Here is a 19173-nt window from a genome sequence, read left to right on the forward strand (position 1 = left end):
GGCTGGGTCGGGTGAAGGATTGCGCAGTTCCCCGCGCCCCTGGGTGGTTGGGGGTGCGGCTGTTCTGCGGGGTGCGGGGCCGCGACGGGACGTGCGTCCGCAGCCGGTGACGTAAGGCGCGGTTGCCGCCCGGTAACTGCCCACCGGCCTCCTCGTACGCTGCGGACACACATCCCGCCACGTCCCCGCCGGCCCACTGCACCATCCGCCGCGCCCCGTAAGGGGCGCGGGGAACGGCGCGGCCAACACAGACCAACCCGCACACTGCGAACCAACCTTCGGCTCTTTAGGGGCGCGGGGAACGGCGCGAGCAACACAGACCGACCCGCACACTGCGAACCGACCTTTGGCTTTTTAGGGGCGCGGGGAACGGCGCGGGCAACACAGACCGACCCGCACGCTGCGAACCGCCCCCGGCCACCGGTTTCCAGGGGCGCGGGGAACGGCGCGACCGGCCCCCGACCGGAGCGTCAGCCGTTCCCGTTGAGCCTTACCGGCAGGTACCGGTGGCCGTTGGAGATGAAGGACGCCACCGGACTCAACTCCTCCTCGGGAACGGCGAGTCCGAGGTCGGGGAAGCGCTCGAAGAGGGCAGGGAGCGCGATGCGGGCCTCCAAGCGGCCCAGCGGCGCGCCGAGGCAGAAGTGGACGCCATGGCCGAAGGCAAGGTGCTCCTTGCCCAGGCGGGTGACGTCGAAGCGGTCGGCGTCCGCCCCGTGGTCCTCGGGGTTGCGCCCCGCGGCGGCGTACGCGGCGAGGATCGCGTCACCCTTGCCGATCACCACCCCTTCGGGCCCGCCCAGTTCACCGATCGCCAGGTCCTCCACCGCGTACCGCAACGGCAGGCTGGCCACCGGCGCCTGCACCCGCAGGGTCTCCTCGATCACGTCGTCCCAGGTGGCACGCCCCGCCCGGACGTGCGCGAGCTGTTCGGGGTGAGTCAGCAGCGCGTGAATCGCGTTGTCGATGAGGTTGACCGTGGTCTCGTGCCCCGCGCTGATCATCAACACCAGCGTGTCGAGCAGCTCCTGCTCGCTCAGCCGCGTGTCGCCCTCGTCGTCGCGCGCGGCGATGAGCGCGGAGGTGAGGTCGTCGCCGGGCGACTCCCGCTTGGCGGCGACGAGTTCGCCGAGGGCCGCGTACAGCCGCGTGTAGATGTCCGTGACCTCCTCCGGGGTGGCGGCGGTGTTGAAGATGCCGTCCACGACGGCCCGCAACTCCGTGCCCTTCTCCTCGGGCAGTCCGAACAGCTCGCTGATCACCTGGATCGGCAGCGGATAGCAGAACTCCTCGCGCAGGTCGACGACCTCGCTCCGCCGCCCGGCCTCGTCGATACGGCCGAGCAGGGTCTTGGTGATCTCCTCGATACGCGGCTGGAGCGCGGCCGTCCGGCGGGCGGTGAACGCCTTCGACACCAGGGTCCGCAGGCGTTTGTGCTCTCCGCCGTACGCCGTGAACATGTTCTGCACGGCGACCCAGGTGAACAGCGGCCACTCCGGGGAGATCTCCCCGTTGATCCACACCGGCCAGTGCTGCCGCGGGTCCTTCGACACCCGTGGATCGGTGAGCAGTTTCTTGAGCAGGTCCGTACTACTGACCGCCCAGGCCTCCACACCGCCGGGGAGTTCGACCCGGGTCACCGGACCGCTCTCGCGTATCCGTGTCGCCTCGCCGTGGATGTCGCGACCGGACGGGTCGATGACGATGGAGCCCTGCTCTGACATGGGAGCCTCCCAGTATCTGAAACATCTGAAACGCGAACCGCTCGAACCCAATACGGCGAGTGACGTTACGCGGCCGTACGGTTCCCGAACGAGAGCACGTGGGACGTGCTGCGCATGTCGACAAGTTCCCTACGCGTACCGGCAAGTCGGTGAATCGGGTCCGCCCTAGGGTCGGGTTCCCCTGGCGAGAGGCGGTGGGCGCCGAACCATGCCGAGCAGCGATGCCCCCAGGTGGCTGCGGCCCCTCGGACCGGACGTGCGGACGCTCCCGGCCGGCGAGTGGTGGGACGCGGTGCGGGTTCCCCTCGCCACCGGCCTGAGCATCCTCGAACACCTCGGCCCGCGCACGGGAGCCGTCATCGAGGACGGCTACGGCGGCAGCGGCATCCTCTACTGGCTCGTCCCGCCCGGCGAGGCCGCCGACTGGGACCTTCCTCCGGTCCAGATCCTCGGCCCTGGCTCGCATGTGGCCATCCCGCCGCGGCATCGTACGTACGCCCCCGGTCTGCACTGGCGGGTGCCGCCGACCCGGACCCGGCACTGGACGGACCCGGCCGGCCTGCACGCCGCCCTGCGCGCCACCCTGTCCTGACCGACTTCGGGCGTCCCCGGCCGGACTCCCGGCCGGGCCGTGACTTCACCCGCACCGCTCTGCCGCGGGATCTTGACGGCTTAGTGTTACCGGTAACATCATGGTTCTCGCAGCGCTGCCGCCGGCGTCCGGCCGGCTTGTCGCCCACGGGAGCGTGGGCCGTCCACTGGAGTCCCGCGTGAGTGACCACGTGACAGGCCCGACGACCGCCCAACCGGTCGCGAGCGTCCCGAAGCATGCCCAAGTGGCCCCGGAAAAGCCCGTGTTCAGCCGGGCGGCCGTCGTCGCCTCCTGCGTCGGCTTCGTCCTCATCGGTGCGCTCCAGGCCCTGTACGGTCCCGCGATCCCCGCCTTCCGCGAGGAGTTCGGGCTCTCACCCTCGGCGGCCGGGCTCGGCCTGAGCGCCCACTTCGTCGGCGGGGTCGCGGGGGTCCTCCTCTTCGACCGGCTGTACGGGCGGTTCGGCAACCGGCAGATCCTCGGCGCCTCGTATCTGCTGATGGGCGTCGGTGCGGCCGGCTTCGCGCTGGCGCCGAACTGGCCGCTGGCCCTGGCCGCGGCCCTGCTCGCCGGGCTCGGCTTCGGCGGCATCGACTACGGGCTGAACCAGCTGTTCGCCGTCGGGTTCGGCCATCGCTCGACCGCCATGCTCAACATCCTCAACGCGCACTTCGGCATCGGCGCGATCCTCGGCCCGGCCCTGATCGGCCTGGTCGGCTCCGAGCACTATCCGGCGGTCTTCCTCGTCTTCGCCGCCGCCAACCTGCCGCTGCTGCTCTGCCTCAAGGGCGTACGCGACCATGTGCCGCACCCCGCCGGCGGCGGTACGGAGGCCGGCCGTGGCGGGCAGGTGCTCGGCCGCAGCCTCGGGTCAGTGCTCGCCGTCTTCGTCACCCTCTACGTCCTGCACGTGGGCATCGAGGCGGGCGTCGGCGGCTGGGAGCCCACCCATCTGGAGACCGTCGGTTACGGCGCCGGGGTCGCCGCCACCGCCACCTCCGTGTACTGGCTGATGATGACCGTCGGCCGTTTCCTCGTGGCACCGATCGCGCTCCGCTACTCGGCCCAGACCATCGTCACCGTCTCGTGCGCCGGCATGACGGTCTGCCTGCTGCTGGCCGCCGTACCGGGGCTCGCCCCCTACGCGTACGCCGGTGTCGGGCTGTTCATCGCGCCGATCTTCCCCACCGGGCTGCCCTGGCTCAACAGGGCCGCCCCGCGGGCCCGCAGGGCCGGAGCGGTGGTCATCGCCGCGTCCATGGTCGGCGGAGTCGCGGCCGGACCCGCGCTCGGCAAGGCCATCGAGTGGTCCGGCGTCCGCGCGGTGCCCCTCCTGCTGTGCGCCGTCTCGGCACTGTGCCTGGCCGCCACGGTGTGGCTGATCCGCGCGACGCGAACCGCCGATGCCGATGCCGACGCCAGTACCGATGTCGACGCCAGCGCCAGTGCCGACGTCGATGCCAGTACCGACGCCGATGCCGGCGTCCGCTGAAGAGCACTCCCGTCCCCGCCCGGGCCGACCGGGACCCCGCCCGAACTCCGTTGAACCGAAAGGAAGTTCCCGTATGTCCGCTCTGACGACGTCGTCCGACGGTTTCCTCCTCCACGGCGAGCCGTTCCGCATCATCTCCGGCGCGATGCACTACTTCCGCATCCACCCGGACCGGTGGACCGACCGGCTCCGCAAGGCCCGTCTGATGGGCCTCAACACGGTGGAGACGTACGTGCCGTGGAACCTCCACCAGCCGGAGCCCGGCACCCTCGTCCTGGACGGCTTCCTCGACCTGCCGCGCTATCTGCGCCTCGCCCGCTCCGAGGGACTGCACGTCCTGCTGCGCCCCGGCCCGTACATCTGCGCCGAGTGGGACGGCGGCGGCCTGCCCTCCTGGCTGACGACCGACCCCGACATCCGGCTGCGCTCCAGCGACCCCCGCTTCACGGACGCGCTGGACCGCTATCTCGACCTGCTGCTGCCCCCGATCGTGCCCCAACTGGCCGCGAACGGCGGCCCGGTGATCGCCGTACAGGTGGAGAACGAGTACGGGGCGTACGGCGACGACACCGCGTATCTCGAACACCTCGCCCGGTCCCTGCGCTCGCGCGGCATCGACGAACTCCTCTTCACCTGCGACCAGGCCAACCCCGAGCACCTGGCGGCAGGCAGCCTGCCCGGTGTCCTCAGCACCGGCACCTTCGGCAGCAGAATCGCGCCCTCCCTGGAGCAGTTGCGGGCCCACCGGCCCGAAGAGCCCCTGATGTGCGCGGAGTTCTGGATCGGCTGGTTCGACCACTGGGGCGAGCCGCACCATGTGCGGGACGCCGGTGACGCCGCCGCCGACCTGGACCGGCTGCTCTCGGCGGGCGCCTCCGTCAACATCTACATGTTCCACGGCGGCACCAACTTCGCCTTCACCAACGGCGCGAACCACGACCACGCGTACGAGCCGATCGTGACGTCGTACGACTACGACGCCGCCCTCACCGAGTCCGGCGACCCCGGCCCCAAGTACCACGCCTTCCGCGAGGTGATCGCCCGCCACGCCCCCGTCCCCGACGAGCCGGTCCCGGCGCCGTCCCGCAAACTCCCGCTCACCACCGTGGAGTTGGACCGACGCGCCCCGCTGCTGCCGCACGCGACCGCGCTGGCCAAGCCGGTACGCGTCGACGCCGACCCGGTCACCGCCGAGGAGCTGGGCCTGCGGTCGGGTTACGTCCTCTACCGCACCACGGTCCCGGTCGACGGCGACGGACTGCTGCACTTCTCGGGCGGTGTCGGCGACCGCGCCCAGGTGTTCGTGGACGGCGCCCCCGTCGGCGTACTGGAACGTGAACGCCACGAGGAGGCCCTGCCCGTGCGCGTTCCGCGGGCCGGTGCCTCGCTCGACGTGTTCGTGGAGAACATGGGCGGCGTCAACTACGGCCCGCGCATCGGTGCGGCGAAGGGGCTGCTGGGCCCGGTCACCTTCAAGGGCACGGCGCTGCAGGGCTGGGACTGTCATCCGCTCGCACTCGACAACCTGCGCTCCGTGCCCTTCGGCCCCGCGTCAGAGGCGCCCGCGGACGCCGGTCCCGCCTTCCACCACGGCACCTTCGAGGTCCGCGCGCCCGCCGACACGTTCCTCGCCCTGCCCGGCTGGACCAAGGGCCAGGCCTGGGTCAACGGCTTCCACCTCGGCCGCTACTGGAACCGCGGCCCGCAGCGCACGCTGTACGTCCCGGCGCCCGTACTGCGCCGCGGCACCAACGAACTGGTCCTGCTGGAGCTCCAGGCCACGACCGCCCCGAGCGCGCTGCTCACCGACACGCCCGACCTCGGCCCGGTGAAGCCCTGATGCGCCACCACTCGCGTGTTCCCGCGCCCGCCGCACCCCCGCTGACCGGCCATCTTCCCTTCACCGACGCCCTCGGCGTCCCCGACCCGATCGAGGTCACCAGCCGGTACCTCACCCGCGGGGGCCGCCCCTGGTTCCCGGTCTCCGGCGAGTTCCACTACACCCGCTACCCGGCCCGGGAGTGGGAGGAGGAACTCCTGAAGATGAAGGCGGGCGGGGTGACCGCCGTCGCGAGCTACGTCATCTGGATCCACCACGAGGAGACCGAGGGCCGCATCCGCTTCGACGGGGACAGGGATCTGCGGCGGTTCGCCGAACTCTGTCGCCGCCACGGCCTGGACTTCATCCCGCGGATCGGTCCCTGGTCCCACGCGGAGGTCCGCAACGGCGGCCTCCCCGACTGGCTCCTGGGCCGAGCCTGCACCCCGCGCACGGACGATCCGGCCTATCTGGCCCCCGTACGCACCTGGTTCGAGGCGATCGCCGGGCAGTTGCGCGGGCTCGACCGCGCGCACGGCGGGCCGATCGTCGCGATCCAGATCGAGAACGAGCTCTACGACCGACCCGGCCACCTGCTGACGCTCAAGCGCATGGCTCAGGAGGCCGGGCTGAGCGCCCCGCTCTGGACGGCGACGGCGTGGGGCGGGGTCCAACTCCCGCCCGACGAACTGCTTCCGCTGTACGGCGGCTACCCCGAGACCTTCTGGACGGAGGCGGACGGCGGCTGGCCCGACACCTGCCGCAAGCACTTCTTCTTCACCCACCAGCGCGACGACGAGGGCATCGGCGCCGATCTGCGACCGACCGTCGTACGCGGCGGTGATCCGGCACCCACGGACCGATTCCCTTGGGCCACCTGCGAGTTGGGCGGCGGAATGGCGGTGGCGTACCACCGCAGACCGCGTGTCGGGGCCGCGGACATCGGCGCCCTCGGCCTCACGAAGATCGGCTGCGGTTCGGTGTGGCAGGGCTACTACATGTTCCACGGCGGTACGAACCCGCCGGGCGAGCTGACGACCCTTCAGGAGTCCCACGCCACCGGCTACCCCAACGACCTCCCGGTCCTCACCTACGACTTCCAGGCCCCGCTGGGGGAGTACGGCCAGTACCGGCCCACGTACGACGAACTGCGGCTCCAGCACCTGCTGTTGGCCGACTTCGGTCAGCTGATCGCGCCCATGGAGTCCGTGCTTCCCGAGCGGCGGCCGGCCGGGCAGTACGACCGGGAGACGCTCCGGTGGACGGTCCGCGCGGACGGGCGGTCCGGGTTCCTCTTCGTCAACAACCATCAGCCGCACGAGCCGCTGCCGGACCATCCGGACACGTCGTTCACGGTGGAGTTCCCGGACGCCGGTGAACTGACATTTCCCAGCACACCGGTGACGGTCCCTCAAGGTGCTTATTTCTGCTGGCCGTTACGGCTCGACGTGGCCGGACTGCGGCTCGACTGGGCCACCGCCCAGCCCGTCTGCACGGTCGACGCGGACGGCCGTACGGTCCTGGTGCTGGCCGCGGTCGACGGGATCGCCCCCGAACTCGCCCTGGACAGCAGCACGTTGAGGTCGGTCTACGCGCCGACGCGGCAGGTCTCCTCCGTCGGCGGCCGCGTCCTGATCACCGGACTGCGGCCCGGCACCGACGCCCTCGTCGAGGTCGTCACGACGGACGGCGACCAGGTCGGCCTGCTGGTGCTGGACGCGGCGACCGCGCGGACCGCCTACCGGGGTGTCGCGTGGGGAGTGGAACGGCTGGTGCTCTGCGCCGACGGTGTCGTCTTCGACGAGCACGCCGGAGACGGCCGGGGCGAGCTGCGGGTGCACAGCCGACGGGCCGGGGAACCGTCGTTCGCGATGCTGCCGGCGCCGGAGCGGGCGCCGGTGGTGACGGCTGCGACGGGGTCGAGCGGAGTGTCGCCGTCAACTGGCGTGACCGGGGCGGTCGTTCGGGAGTCGGCGGGCGGGTTGCTCACGCGCTACACCGTGCAGGGCGGCGGCAGTCACGCCGTTGTGGACGGGACGGCCACCCTGGTCCGGGCCGCCACGGGACCGGCGCCCGAGCCGGTGACGGGCGTGCTGGGCCGGGCGAGCGCGCCTGCGGACAAGTACTTCGACACCGCGGCGGCGGCCGAGTACGCCGTTGCCGTACCGGACGGCCTTCCGGTCCCGGGCACCCTCCTGCGCGTCCACTGGACCGGAGACGTGGCGCGGGCGTACGTGGGGGACACGCTCGTGGCCGACCAGTTCGCCTCGGGGCGCGTCTGGGACATCGCCCTGGACCGGCTCCCCGCGGACGCCCTTCGCGAGGAGGGCCTGCGGCTGCGGGTGCTGCCCCGGCACGCGGACGCCCGGGTGTACGTGGCGGCGGAGGCGGGCGGAGACGGGGAAGGAGCGGTGGAGGCGTGGACGAACGGAGACGGGGGAACGGCGGCGGCGAGGATCGGGCGCGTCGAGTGGGTGACGGGCCGCACCTGGGCGATGCGGGCGGGCTGAGCCCCCGGGGCCCGGCCGCCGGGGCCCTCTCCCTCCCGGCGGCCTATCCTGTGGGCCAGCCGGGCGGGGCACGACCGCCGGCACGAGCCCGAAGGACATCACCCGTCATGACCCGAAGTGCCGGTGACGGCGCGCCGCCCCAAGGCCCTGCCAAGGACCTCCCCAAGGGCCGCAGCCGACGCAACTTCGCGGGAGCGCGGCCGGTGATGGACGACGTGGCACGCCTGGCCGGTGTCTCCAAGCAGACCGTGTCCCGCGTACTGAACGACAATCCGTCCGTCCGTCCCGAGACCCGCGAGTCGGTCCTGACGGCGATGCGCACGCTCGGCTACCGGCCGAGCCGCAGCGCACGTTCCCTGGCGAGCGGCAGAACGCGCATGCTGGGCGTGATCTCCTTCGACGCGGCGCGGTTCGGCCCCGCCTCGATCCTGACCGCCATCAACAGGGCGGCCCAGGAGGCCGGTTACCTGGTGAGTTCCATCGCGCTGGACACCGCGGACCGGGTCACCGTCGTACGGGCCGTGGACACGCTGTCGGCCGAGGGCGCGGACGGTGTGATCGCCATCGCCCCGCAGCGCTGGGTGGGCAGGGCGCTGGCGGAGGCCCAACTGGACACCCCGCTCATGGTGTTGGAGAACGACCTGGGCAAGGACGCCTCCTTCGTCACGGCGGACAACCGGGCGGGCGCGCGCAAGGCCACCGAACACCTGCTGGCGCTGGGCCACGCGACGGTCTGGCACATCGCGGGCCCCACGGGCTGGCTGTCGGCGGACCGAAGGGTGGAGGCCTGGCGGGCCGCGCTGGAGGCGGCGGGGGCCGAGGTCCCCGAGCCCCTCGTCGGCGACTGGAGCGCCGACTCCGGTTACGAACTGGGCCGCCGACTGGCCGCCCGGCCCGACGTCACCGCGATCTTCGCCTCCAACGACCAGATGGCCCTGGGGCTGCTGAGGGCCCTGCACGAGGCGGGCCGCCACGTCCCCGACGACGTCAGTGTCGTCGGCTACGACGACATCCCCGAGGCCGCGCACCTGCTGCCCCCGCTGACCACGGTCCGCACCGACTTCCCCGAGATCGGCACCCGTTCCCTGCACCTCCTCCTGTCCCAGCTGGACGGCCCGCCCGAACCGGCCGTCGGCCGCGTCGTACCGGTCGAACTGATCGTGCGCAGGAGTACGGGACCGGCCCCGGGCCGTTGACCCGTACCCGGGCTGCCCGGGCTACCTGGGTACAGCGGGGCCGTCGACCTCGTACGCAGGTCATGGAGAAGGAAAATCTGTGCGGATCAGGTGAGTGGGCGGGCACCTCGGCGGGATAGAAAGGACACATGCAGGAGCGCGAGACCCCCGCAGGGGCCATGAACGATGTCCAAGAGGACCCCGCAGGGGCCATGGACGACGTGGAAGCGGTGACGCACGCGGTGCTGACCGCCTCGCGCCTGCTCGTCGCGGTCTCGGCGCGCTCGCTCGCGGAGGTCGAGGAGCGCGTGACGCTGCCGCAGGTCAGGATGCTGGTGGTGCTCGCCACGCGCGGCGCCACCAAGCTGGTCACCCTCGCGGAGCTGCTCCAGGTCGCGCCGTCCACGGCGATGCGCATGATCGACCGGCTCATCGCCGCCGGGCTCGCCGACCGCCAGACAAACCCCACCAACCGCCGCGAGACCCTGCTGCAGCTGACGGAGGAGGGGCGGCACACGGTCGCCGACGTGACCGCCCGTCGTCGCGCCGAGATCTCCGTGATCGTCGAACGGCTCACCCCGAAACAGCGCGAGGCACTGGTCGACGCGCTGACGGCGTTCAACGAGGCGGGCGGCGAACCCCTGGCCCCGGCGCTGGACGACGCGGAGCCGTACCCCTTGGGCTGGGTGGACACGCCGGCCGCGTACGAGGTCTGAGCCCTTCCTTCCCTGCCCCCTGGCCGGGACCGCTCGGGTCACCCGGCGCTCGGGCTGGGAGCCGGCGTCGGGGAGCTCGTGTTCACATCCAGCCCCGGAGGCTCGTTGAGTACGAGAACGGGCGAGCCCGGCTGCGGCGCCGGCGGCGTCGTGTCGTCCTTGGGGAGCTTCGGCGGGGTGGTCTGCTGGAAGTTGACCTGGTCGTAGTTGACGAGGTCGGTCTTCTCCAGCACGGTGATGTGGTCGAGGACGGTGTCGTTGGCCAGGTCGGCCAGCTGCCGGATCATCGTGTTCTGCGTACTGGCCCGGATCTTGGCGATGGTCGGGAAGATCTGCCCGTGTGTCACCCGCATGATGTTCACTGCGGTCGTGTCGAACTGCTTGCCGGAATTCCCGTCCACGGTCGCCACGAACTGCTGCTGTTGCGGACTGGCCTGGTTGGGCAGGGTGATGCCCAGCTCGGGAGAGATCTTCCGGCACAGCTCGTCGAGCCCGGAGTGCCCCGCGACCAGATGCTCCCCGGCCTCCTTCATCTCCGGGGTCGTCCCCCGCTCCATGGCCATCAGCCCCAGCGGGTGCTCCCACAGCCCAGCCGCCCGAACCTTGATGACGAAGTCCCGGTCCGCCTCCGTCAACGGCCCGTACCGGGTGTTGGCGATGATCCGTTCCTGGTTCGTCGCCGTCTTCTCCACCCCGACGAGGGCGGGGTAGGCGAGCGCGGTGAGCGTCACGGCCAGCCCACCGATCACGAATACGGTTCCTGCCGTGCGTTGCGTTACGCGCATGGTGCCTCCTGGGTGAACGGCTCGGTCCTCAGGAGGTACGGATGAGAAGCACAATGCAATCATTGCGCAGGGTAAATTTTGCACTCTCTCGGGCCCTGAGGGTGTCGTGCGGGGAACGACGGCCGTCGTGCCGCCGCGCAGGCGGCTCACATTCCCCCACTACCGGCGCAGACGGGTCATACCTCTCAGTACGCCCCTAGGGTGGCCGAGCGTGAGAACGACCCACACCGTCTCTGCTCGGGGAGGGCGCCATGTCACGCCTGCGCCATACCGGGTGGTCGATTTTATGGATCATGACGTTGGTCGCCGCGATCCAACTGGGGGCGATGCCCACGGCTTCCGGTCGCGATGAGCACAACGGTGATGGGCACAGTGGTGATGGGCACAGTGGCGATCAGCACAGCGGTGAGGGCCGCCTGGTCGAGCCGCGCAAAAAAGTGGACGGACTGACCGGACGAGACGCCATGGCCGAGGGCTGGTATCGGACGTTCTCCCTGCCTGCGACGGAGAATCCGTGGTTCGGCAACGGCGACCGATGCGTGAAGCTCGGGCGCACCGAAAAGGTTCTCCTGGCCCTTGGAAACGGACCCCCGCAGAACTGCACGGTCAAACAAGGGACAGCGGTGCTCGTCCTCGGACTCATGACCGTCTGCGATGACGTCGAGCAGCCCCCGTACTACGCGGTCGGCGAGGCCGCCCAACGCAAGTGCGCCTGGACCGATCTCCGGGCCATCACCAAGTCGTTGCGGCTCACTGTCGACGGCGGCAGGGCCATCGATCTCCAGAAGCGACGCTTCGCGATATGCGCACCGCAGCAGGCGGTTCAGCTGCGGCCGGACAACTTCCTGGACGTACCCGCACAGCCCGCGACCTTCACCGCTTGCGGGTGGGTGGCATGGCTGACGGACCTGGCGCCGGGCCGGCACGTCCTCAACTCGAGAGCGACCTTCTTCGACGGCTCCGAGCCGCACGTATGGGCCCCGGTCATCAACGTGGTCCGCGGGAACCACCACTGAGGCCCTTTCAACCTGGCTGAGCACAGGCCGAGTTGGCGGAAGGCCGGGCGCTGGGCGAGGCGAGGCTTCTGGTTAGATGGGTCGACGACAAGCACTCCTTGCGCCTGACCGGCACACCTCAGCAGGAGCGTGTTACGAACTCCCGCGTGGCAGCCGACAGAACACGGCCGGTAGAAGCAGGCAGACGAAGGACGGATCTCATGGGAACGACGCGGAGCCGGTCGGTGGGGGACGAGGGCATCCACGTCCCCGCGGGACGGACCAGGTGGTGGGTGGTCGCCCTCATCCTGGGTCTGCCGGCACTTCTCGTAGTCGGCTTCTTGGCCATGATCGTGATCTGGGTACTCGCCGACGACTCCTCCGGGCCCGAACAGCGTCCCTCCCACGGTCTCCAGGCGCCGATCACGGCGAACTGGTAGCTGGTAACTGGTACGTCCGACGCGCACCCTGCCGTTCGAGCGGCAGCGCGGTCACTCGAATGAGACCGACGAGACAGACGAGCCTGCTGAGCCTGCTGAGACCGAGGAAAGGGCCTTCGCCAACGAACCGGATGCCTCGCGCGCGGCCGACCGCAGACTGATCACACGTCTCAAGACGCCTCAACACGACCCCGCGCACGTGCGGCATGACCCGAGTCCGTCGCCCGACCTCCTATCGCACTTCTATCGCGATCAGCGCGCAGCAACGACAAAGAGCGGGACCCAGTGACACTGGGTCCCGCTCTCTCGTATCAGCATCCGCCCTGTCACATACCACTCTTGGCATGTGGGTGGGCGAGTGCCCCCGGCAGGATTCGAACCTGCGCACTCGGCTCCGGAGGGCGTGGGATTCCCGCATGTTTTCGCAGGTCAGCGGCCTATCTGAAGGGCCGTCGGGTCCGCCGTCCCGCGCATGTCCCGCGAGAATGAAATGGTCTATTCGCTCTTCTTGTCCGGACCATTTCCTGTGGTGGTCGATCCATGCACCATGACGTAGATCACTACTTCCTCGGGCAGGCGTAGGGGCATATGGTGCGCCCCTCAATCTTGTCCGGATGGCCTGAGGGCATGTGCGCGTGCTGGGCTTCCGGCGGGCCCGGTGGGGGCCCATCGCTCACGCGGCGCCGTAGTGGCCACCGCACGCCGACCTATGCGGTGATCGGCGTCGGCCGGAGGAGACGGGACGTCACGAACCTCGATGGCGAACCGGCGAGTCGGACGCCGGGCGGGGTTGCCAAAGGCCGTGGACCGGCGGGTGAAGACTGGCGAGACGTGCACCAGGGCCGAAATGGCGCCGGTCTCCCGGTGCTCGTGGAAGTGCTCGGCGTGGAGGCTGCGATCCTCTTGCGAGGGACTTGGGAGGCGGGCCACGGACTGAGCGGATCGGGTCCTGGCCGTGAGCGCGACGGTTCTGCCCGACTGCTCGTGATTACAGGCGGCCGTCGTGTGGAGTTGCGAGGTTGAGTTTGGGACGCGGCCTTTCGACGTGCGGGCAGGCGGTGGCGGTGGACTGTCAATGATGCGAGGAATCGTCGGTTTGGCCAACCGGCGATCCTGAGCTATGTTGCGCGGCCCGAAGCGGTGAGCGCAGAAGAACAAAGATCTCGTGAGCTGTTGGTTCAGAGCGTGCGTCGTTTGCGGATGGGCAGGATGCTCAGGGTCATGGCGGTGCCGTCGCCCTGGAAGGGGATCGGGTTGTTCCATTTCCTGGCCGCCGACAGCCCAAGAAGAGTTGGCGAGTTGAGGAGGAGACCAGTGTGGGCGCGTGGTTGAGCTCGGTCAGGTGCTCACATCTACGGCAAAGGCATCAGTCATCTTGTCGGTCTCGTCGATTGCCCATATCTGGCGACCTGGCAGGTCGCTGAACCATCTGGGAGGGGACCCCGCTGTGACCGAAGTGCTGCCCGGCTCCGTTGATGCCGGCGACGATGATACCGACCGCGAAGCTGTCGAACAGGAGCGCGCCAGACTGCGGGAGTTCGTCCAAGGGCTGAGCGCAGACGACATCAAGTCGGGCGGCTGGTTCACGAAACTCTGCGCCCAGGCGCTGCGGTCGTACACCGAAAAAGCTACCTGGGAGTACTTCCAGCAGAAGTACAAGGGTGTGCCCGCGGACGGTATCGTCGGGCGGCAGATTCAGCTGGCGGCAAAGAACGCCATGATTCAAGGCGGAATCACCTCCAGCCTCTACACCGGGACGATCGCCGTGACCATCGGGTCGCTGGGTGGCGCCAGCTCCGTCGCTGTTCCGGCCGGTGTCGTTACGTTCATGGTTGACCTGACGTACATCACTCAGCTGCAGATGCGCTTGGCCTACGACATCGCGGTGATCTACCGGATTCCACTGGACATGGACGATCCCGAAGACATGATGAAACTTGTTCGGGTGGCATTCGGCATAAAGGCCGGAGAGGTCGCACGGGGCGGCATGAAGTTCGTACCCGGCCTGGTCCGGCAAGTCCTGAAGAAGTACTACTCCGGTCCGGTCCTTGCCGCCGCGAAGAGCCTTCCGTTCGTCGGGAAGCATCTTCTGCAACGCAACATCATCAAGTTCGGTATCCCCGGCGTCGGGATCCCCCTCACCATCCTCGTGAACCGCTACACGACCGTGGCCGCGGGACGCCACGCCAAATCCGTTTTTCGTGACGAAGCAGAGGTGATCGAACTCGCCGACACCTTGATCCGACGTACGCGGCACCCGCGGCTGATGCTGTGGGTTTCCTGGCTCGTCATCAACGCGGACGACAAGATCGCTGACACCGAGCGCCTGCTGTTCCAGCGCCTGACGCGCCTTGCCCGGGAACGACATCAGGTCGATGACGAGCAACTCGCCGACGTCGTCACCATCGACCCGGACGAGGTATGGCACCGCATCGACGCCGAGCCCGGAGATCTCAGCGACGTTGTCTACGCCGCCCAACGGGTTGCCACCGTCGATGGAGATCTCAACGCGCACGAGAAGGCACTTATCGACGAGCTACGGGATCGCTGCCAGCGACGCTGAACCGTCGGTGCGCAGGCCCGACGAAGGCCGAGGTCTGTTGAGGCAGGATCGCTGTCGGGGCGTCACCTCACCGGTTGCCCGGAGCGGCTAGTGCTGTGATCGCGTAGGTTCGCCGGGTTGGTGGTCGTGGCGGTTGGATGTGCGGTGACATCCGCTCCGACCGCTGGAGGCGCGGTGGCTGAGCCTGTCCGTGTGCGCAGACTGACCGACCAGGAAGGGCGGCGGCTGCAGCAGATCGTGCGCCGTGGCAGCACGAGTTCGGTGCGCTACCGGCGCGCGATGATGCCGCTGGCCTCGGCCGGCGGGAACCGCGTGCCGGTGATCGCGCAACTCGTCCAGGCCGACGAGGACACCGTCCGGGACGTGATCCACCGGTTCAACGAGATCGGCCTGGCCTGTCTGGACCCTCAGTGGACGGTGTGCATCGTGAAGTCGCAGGTCATGGGTCTGGTGTGGATGGCGAGTTGGGTACTCGTGCCGGTCGGCGGCCGATGACCATGGCGTAGATCGTCGGGCAGGTCCGGCTCCGGCGGGATGCCGGGTTCGGCTGCGTCCGCGACCGGCCCCCGCCTACGATCCGTCAGCAGGTCGGCACGCCGTGAGAACGCGGGAGGGCACGCCAGGACGACCACCCCGATGTGGCAGATCGTCCAACGCATCGAGAGCTTGCAGACCGAGCATGGCCGGGCCGATACCGAGTAGCGACCGAGAGGACACTCGGTGGCCTGGCGGGGGTCTCAGTCGTTATGGGCGACCGGCTCGGGATCGGTGTCGAGCGCATCGAGCACTGCGTCGCCGTTCGCCCTCGCCCACTCGGTCAGCATGTGGATCGGATCGATCAGCGTCGCCCCGAGCGGGGTGAGCTCGTACTCGACGCGGGGCGGCACCTCGGCGTAGGCGTGGCGGCGGATGAGTCCGTGCGCCTGGAGCCGTCGGAGCGTCTGGGTGAGCATCTTGCGGGAGATGCCGCCGATCAGCTCGATCAGCTCGCCATGGCGCACCGGGCCCTTGCTGAGGGCGTAGAGCACGACCGCTGTCCACTTGTCGGCGATGAGCTCGACCGTCAGACGCGCCGGACAGTCGGCGAGGAAGGGATCACCGGGACCGAAACTGCTCATGGCGCCTAAGGTACCTGCTGGTTCCTGTCGGAAACCTAGCCTGGGTTCTCTCCCCCCTTCCAGAGCCAGGAGAGTCATGCGAGTCATCACCCAGCAGTCGCTCGGCGGTCCCGAGGTGCTCACCGTCGTGGACGCGCCCGAGCCCCAGCTCCTCCCGACCGAGGTCCTCGTCCGAGTCAAGGCGATCGGGCTGAACCCGCTGGATGCGCGACTGCGCGCCGGCGAGTTCCCGCTGATAGGCCGGCCGCCGTTCATCCTCGGCTGGGACATCAGCGGCGTGGTCGAGGAGGCGCCGCAGACGTGGCGGTTCAGGCCCGGCGACGAGGTGTTCGGGATGCCGATGTTCCCGCGGGCGGCGAGCGCGTACGCCGAGGTCGTGTCGGCGCCGGCGTTGCACCTGGTACGCAAGCCGGCGTCGCTCTCGCACGTCGAGGCGGCGGCGCTGCCGGTCGTCGGGCTGACGGCGTGGCAGGGCCTCGTCGACCTCGGCGGCGTGAGCGAGGGCGACCGTGTCCTGGTCCACGGCGGTGGTGGCGGGGTCGGCCACGTCGCGATCCAGATCGCGAAAGCGCTCGGCGCGCACGTGATCACGACCGCCGGCGGGAGCAAGCGGAAGTTCGTCGAGGGGTTCGGCGCCGACGAGGTGATCGACTACGCGGCGGTCGACTTCACCGAGGCGGTCCGCGACATCGACGTCGTGCTCGACACGATCGGCGGCGACACCGTCGAGCGGTCGCTCGAAGTGCTCCGCCCAGGCGGTCACCTGGTGACGGCGGTCGCCGAGGGGGATTCAGAGCTCGTCGCCAAGTACGAGGCGGCCGGCATGCGCTTCAGCGGCATCGCGGTCGACCCCGATCCGGTCGCCCTGCGAGGTCTCGTCGAACTCGTCGAACAGGGCAGGCTCCGGGTCCACGTGCAGGAGACGTTCCCGTTCGAGCGCGTCGCGGACGCGCACCGGCTGCTCGACGGCGGTCACCTCCAGGGCAAGCTCGTCCTCACTGTCTGATCCCGTCGGGGGCCTCGCGTGAGCGAGGCCCCCATGAGACTCGTGCGTAATGAAAACTGCATGTCAGACGGCCTGGTGCGCGTAGGCATCAGGAAGCTCGGGCAGGTCCGGAGCGGTAGTCCACCGATAAGATCATTCGTCAGCGGGCCACTTCCCGGTTCGTAAGCACCGGCAGGGCCCGCACCGGCGCGGTCGCCCACCTCGGATCCGTGCGGACCCTGCCGAGAACTCTCCAGTTCTTCAGATGGGCGAAGCCGTGCTCAACCGGGGCCCGAACCGCGGCCGGCACCTTGTTGGACAACTTCTGACCGCGTGTCAGGGGCCGGTGCCGGGCCGCCTTGTAGCCGGTGATCACCGCCGGATCGGCGTCGGGTGCGGCGTCGTCGAGGCCGACGAACCCCAGGTCGGCGATGGCGCCGAGGCCGGCCGCCCGCAGCTTGGCGGTGAGCTTGTCGTGGCGGCAGGCGGTGATCTCCGACGTGCGTCCGGGCCGCACCGCAGAGATCCATACCGGTCGGCCGCGGTCGTCGGTGAGCGCGATCACGAGCAGGCCATGGCATTTGTGTTTGCCCGAGTAGTTCGGCCGGTTGTCCGCTCCGGTGCGACGGCGGGTGCGTATGAGGGAGCCGTCCAGCAGGACCACGCCGCCACCCTTTCGGGCGATCTCCTTCGACGCGCGGTCCAGGCGCGGGGCGCGGGTGGCCAGCAGGCCGACGACCTCGCGCACCCACCGGCTCACGGTGGTGCGGTGCACCCCGTTCCCGCCGGCCAGATCGCCGGGCCGCTGGTCACAGCGCAGCACCGCCGGCACGATGCCGACGATCTTCCCCGCGGGCAACGCCCGCCACCGCGAGCCGATCCTCTTGCAGCGGCCGCGTATCAGGCAAGCGAGATAGTTCAAGGTCGCGCTCGACAGCGGCAGACGGGCGGTGTGAACAAGGCCGCCAGGGCCCTCGGCGAGACCGTTGTTCTTCTTCACACCGAACGTGACTGCCGTCGGGGGCCCATCAGTTACGGCGTGCCCCGCGCGACTACGGACGTGCCGTGAACCGCCCGTCGCCCCCCCTTGTGCAGCCGGCCGCGGTCGGCGAGCTTGGCCGACTTCGCCCGCAAAGGTTCCAGCTTGCCGCGCACCGAGGTGGCCAGACCCAGCCGCTCGCCGACCGCCCTGACCCGCACCGGGCCGTCGGCCTCCCGCACGATCGCCAGGATCTTGCGGTAGTCGCCGGGCAGCGCGCCCTCGTCGGCCGCGTCGCTGCGGTGCGGGACGAGCAGGACTGCCCGCCCGGCCACCTTCGCCGATACCGGAGCACTTGAACCCGCACCGATGAGAGGGCGCAAGCGTCCTGCGAGCAACTGCGCGGTCCGGCCAGGGACTGAGAGTCCGGTGTTTATACCTTGCTCGCGACCACCATGTAGTTCTCGGCCTCAAGATCGAACGTGCTCAGTTCCGTTTGGAGTCCGACCCGGTGCAGCTCGACTTCGAGTTCCTCGTACCGGTAGGGCCAGCAGGACAGCAGTTCCGAGCGGACAAGAACCAACCCGGTCGCATCAACTTGCGCGATCGCAATCTCGATGTGGTGCTCCTCCTCCCAATGCGGCGCAATCTCCCAGCGGTAGACCACGACGGCATCGCGACCGTTCCGGCGGACGAGTCGGTCACTGATCTCCAGCCGGGAACCTCTGGCCCTCACGAGTTCCCAAGTGCGGGATGTGAGTACCAAGCGCCCGCCGGGGCGCAGAAGCCGTGACATCGACTCCAGAGCAGCACCCCTGCCTGTCGCGCCCGCGGCATGGTGAAGCGAGTTGCCAACGCAGAACACCATGTCGAACGTGTTGTCCTGGAAATGGTCGGGCAGCTCTTCCCAGTTCGCCCGTACGGCCCGGACGGATGCCCCGAACTCCTCAGACAACTCCGCAGTCCGACGAACCATCGCCTTGCTGGCGTCAGTTGCGACAACCTGCATGCCACGACCGGCGAGGCCAACCGCCAACTGTCCGGTTCCGCACGAACAGTCGAGGACGTGAGCGTTCGACGGCAGGAGATCGAGGACGTCGTCGAACGACGCAGCGAACTCGGCTGGAGGCAACTTTGCATCCGAGATGAGCCATTCGTACACCTCGGCAAGCACGTCATAGCCTGTCACAACCACTACCTCCGTCACGCGGCAGACTCACGGTAGGACGTCAGTCCATCAGCGGAGCAAAGCCGGGCACCAACGGTTTTCGCAAGGATGG

Annotated in this window: 16 protein-coding genes and 1 pseudogene; 11 read left to right on the top strand and 6 right to left on the bottom strand. The window is 69.5% G+C overall.

The annotated features are described in order from the left end of the window. Positions 1 to 470 precede the first annotated feature (470 nt). Entirely contained in the window at positions 471 to 1724 is a 1254-nt protein-coding gene (locus tag ACH4YP_RS08450) for a cytochrome P450 (protein ID WP_398489909.1), read from the bottom strand. A gap of 208 nt (positions 1725 to 1932) precedes the next feature. On the opposite strand from ACH4YP_RS08450, the gene ACH4YP_RS08455 reads away from it, so the two are divergent. The 6 genes from ACH4YP_RS08455 (at position 1933) to ACH4YP_RS08480 (ending at position 10028) form a co-directional block, all read left to right on the top strand. Next, complete coding sequence (locus ACH4YP_RS08455) at positions 1933 to 2316, top strand: hypothetical protein (RefSeq protein ID WP_398489910.1); 384 nt, start codon at positions 1933 to 1935, stop codon at positions 2314 to 2316. A 262-nt stretch (positions 2317 to 2578) separates the two neighbouring features. Further along, the gene (locus ACH4YP_RS08460) at positions 2579 to 3808 is read left to right on the top strand and encodes an MFS transporter (RefSeq protein ID WP_398490046.1); all 1230 of its coding nucleotides are present in this window, start codon (positions 2579 to 2581) and stop codon (positions 3806 to 3808) included. 73 nt (positions 3809 to 3881) lie between these two features. Further along, positions 3882 to 5648, top strand: coding sequence for a beta-galactosidase (locus ACH4YP_RS08465; RefSeq protein WP_398489911.1), 1767 nt, complete (start codon positions 3882 to 3884; stop codon positions 5646 to 5648). Continuing rightward, positions 5648 to 8137 (top strand): beta-galactosidase, encoded by a 2490-nt coding sequence (locus ACH4YP_RS08470; RefSeq protein WP_398489912.1) that lies wholly within the window; start codon positions 5648 to 5650, stop codon positions 8135 to 8137. The genes ACH4YP_RS08465 and ACH4YP_RS08470 overlap by 1 nt, the downstream gene beginning before the upstream one ends. Before the next feature lie 107 nt (positions 8138 to 8244). Continuing rightward, positions 8245 to 9333 (top strand): LacI family DNA-binding transcriptional regulator, encoded by a 1089-nt coding sequence (locus tag ACH4YP_RS08475; protein WP_398489914.1) that lies wholly within the window; start codon positions 8245 to 8247, stop codon positions 9331 to 9333. Between the two features lie 158 nt (positions 9334 to 9491). After that, the gene (locus tag ACH4YP_RS08480) at positions 9492 to 10028 is read left to right on the top strand and encodes a MarR family winged helix-turn-helix transcriptional regulator (protein WP_398489915.1); all 537 of its coding nucleotides are present in this window, start codon (positions 9492 to 9494) and stop codon (positions 10026 to 10028) included. A gap of 38 nt (positions 10029 to 10066) precedes the next feature. On the opposite strand, the gene ACH4YP_RS08485 is transcribed toward ACH4YP_RS08480, so the two are convergent. Next, a complete protein-coding gene (locus ACH4YP_RS08485; protein WP_361055128.1) occupies positions 10067 to 10813 on the bottom strand; it encodes a DUF4142 domain-containing protein in 747 nt (248 codons plus the stop codon). A gap of 251 nt (positions 10814 to 11064) precedes the next feature. On the opposite strand from ACH4YP_RS08485, the gene ACH4YP_RS08490 reads away from it, so the two are divergent. The 4 genes and pseudogenes from ACH4YP_RS08490 to ACH4YP_RS08505 form a co-directional block, all read left to right on the top strand. Further along, positions 11065 to 11829 carry a hypothetical protein gene (locus tag ACH4YP_RS08490; RefSeq protein WP_398489917.1) on the top strand — a complete coding sequence of 255 codons (765 nt, stop codon included), beginning with the start codon at positions 11065 to 11067 and terminating at the stop codon, positions 11827 to 11829. A gap of 200 nt (positions 11830 to 12029) precedes the next feature. Further along, on the top strand, positions 12030 to 12248 hold the full coding sequence (locus ACH4YP_RS08495) for a hypothetical protein (protein ID WP_398489919.1): 219 nt from the start codon (positions 12030 to 12032) through the stop codon (positions 12246 to 12248). A 1447-nt stretch (positions 12249 to 13695) separates the two neighbouring features. Beyond that, the gene (locus tag ACH4YP_RS08500) at positions 13696 to 14811 is read left to right on the top strand and encodes a hypothetical protein (protein WP_361055140.1); all 1116 of its coding nucleotides are present in this window, start codon (positions 13696 to 13698) and stop codon (positions 14809 to 14811) included. A 174-nt stretch (positions 14812 to 14985) separates the two neighbouring features. Continuing rightward, positions 14986 to 15225, top strand: a pseudogene (locus ACH4YP_RS08505) (helix-turn-helix domain-containing protein); the annotation flags it as partial. A 323-nt stretch (positions 15226 to 15548) separates the two neighbouring features. Here ACH4YP_RS08505 and ACH4YP_RS08510 read toward each other — a convergent pair. Continuing rightward, a complete protein-coding gene (locus ACH4YP_RS08510) occupies positions 15549 to 15929 on the bottom strand; it encodes a helix-turn-helix domain-containing protein (RefSeq protein WP_266757402.1) in 381 nt (126 codons plus the stop codon). 76 nt (positions 15930 to 16005) lie between these two features. Here ACH4YP_RS08510 and ACH4YP_RS08515 point away from each other — a divergent pair, with 76 nt between their 5' ends. Then, a complete protein-coding gene (locus ACH4YP_RS08515; RefSeq protein WP_361055143.1) occupies positions 16006 to 16935 on the top strand; it encodes an NADP-dependent oxidoreductase in 930 nt (309 codons plus the stop codon). A 139-nt stretch (positions 16936 to 17074) separates the two neighbouring features. Here the strand turns inward: ACH4YP_RS08515 and ACH4YP_RS08520 are convergent, their stop codons facing one another. The 3 genes from ACH4YP_RS08520 to ACH4YP_RS08530 all read right to left on the bottom strand — a co-directional run bounded on the left by ACH4YP_RS08520 (position 17075) and on the right by ACH4YP_RS08530 (position 19082). Continuing rightward, positions 17075 to 17914, bottom strand: a complete 840-nt coding sequence (locus ACH4YP_RS08520; RefSeq protein ID WP_398489922.1) for a transposase family protein — start codon at positions 17912 to 17914, stop codon at positions 17075 to 17077. 32 nt (positions 17915 to 17946) lie between these two features. Continuing rightward, positions 17947 to 18228 carry a hypothetical protein gene (locus tag ACH4YP_RS08525; protein WP_398489924.1) on the bottom strand — a complete coding sequence of 94 codons (282 nt, stop codon included), beginning with the start codon at positions 18226 to 18228 and terminating at the stop codon, positions 17947 to 17949. A 98-nt stretch (positions 18229 to 18326) separates the two neighbouring features. Continuing rightward, on the bottom strand, positions 18327 to 19082 hold the full coding sequence (locus ACH4YP_RS08530) for a class I SAM-dependent methyltransferase (protein ID WP_398490047.1): 756 nt from the start codon (positions 19080 to 19082) through the stop codon (positions 18327 to 18329). Between the last annotated feature and the right edge of the window lie 91 nt (positions 19083 to 19173).

The sequence above is a fragment of the Streptomyces sp. NPDC020747 genome, from assembly GCF_044334695.1.
GTDB lineage: Bacteria > Actinomycetota > Actinomycetes > Streptomycetales > Streptomycetaceae > Streptomyces.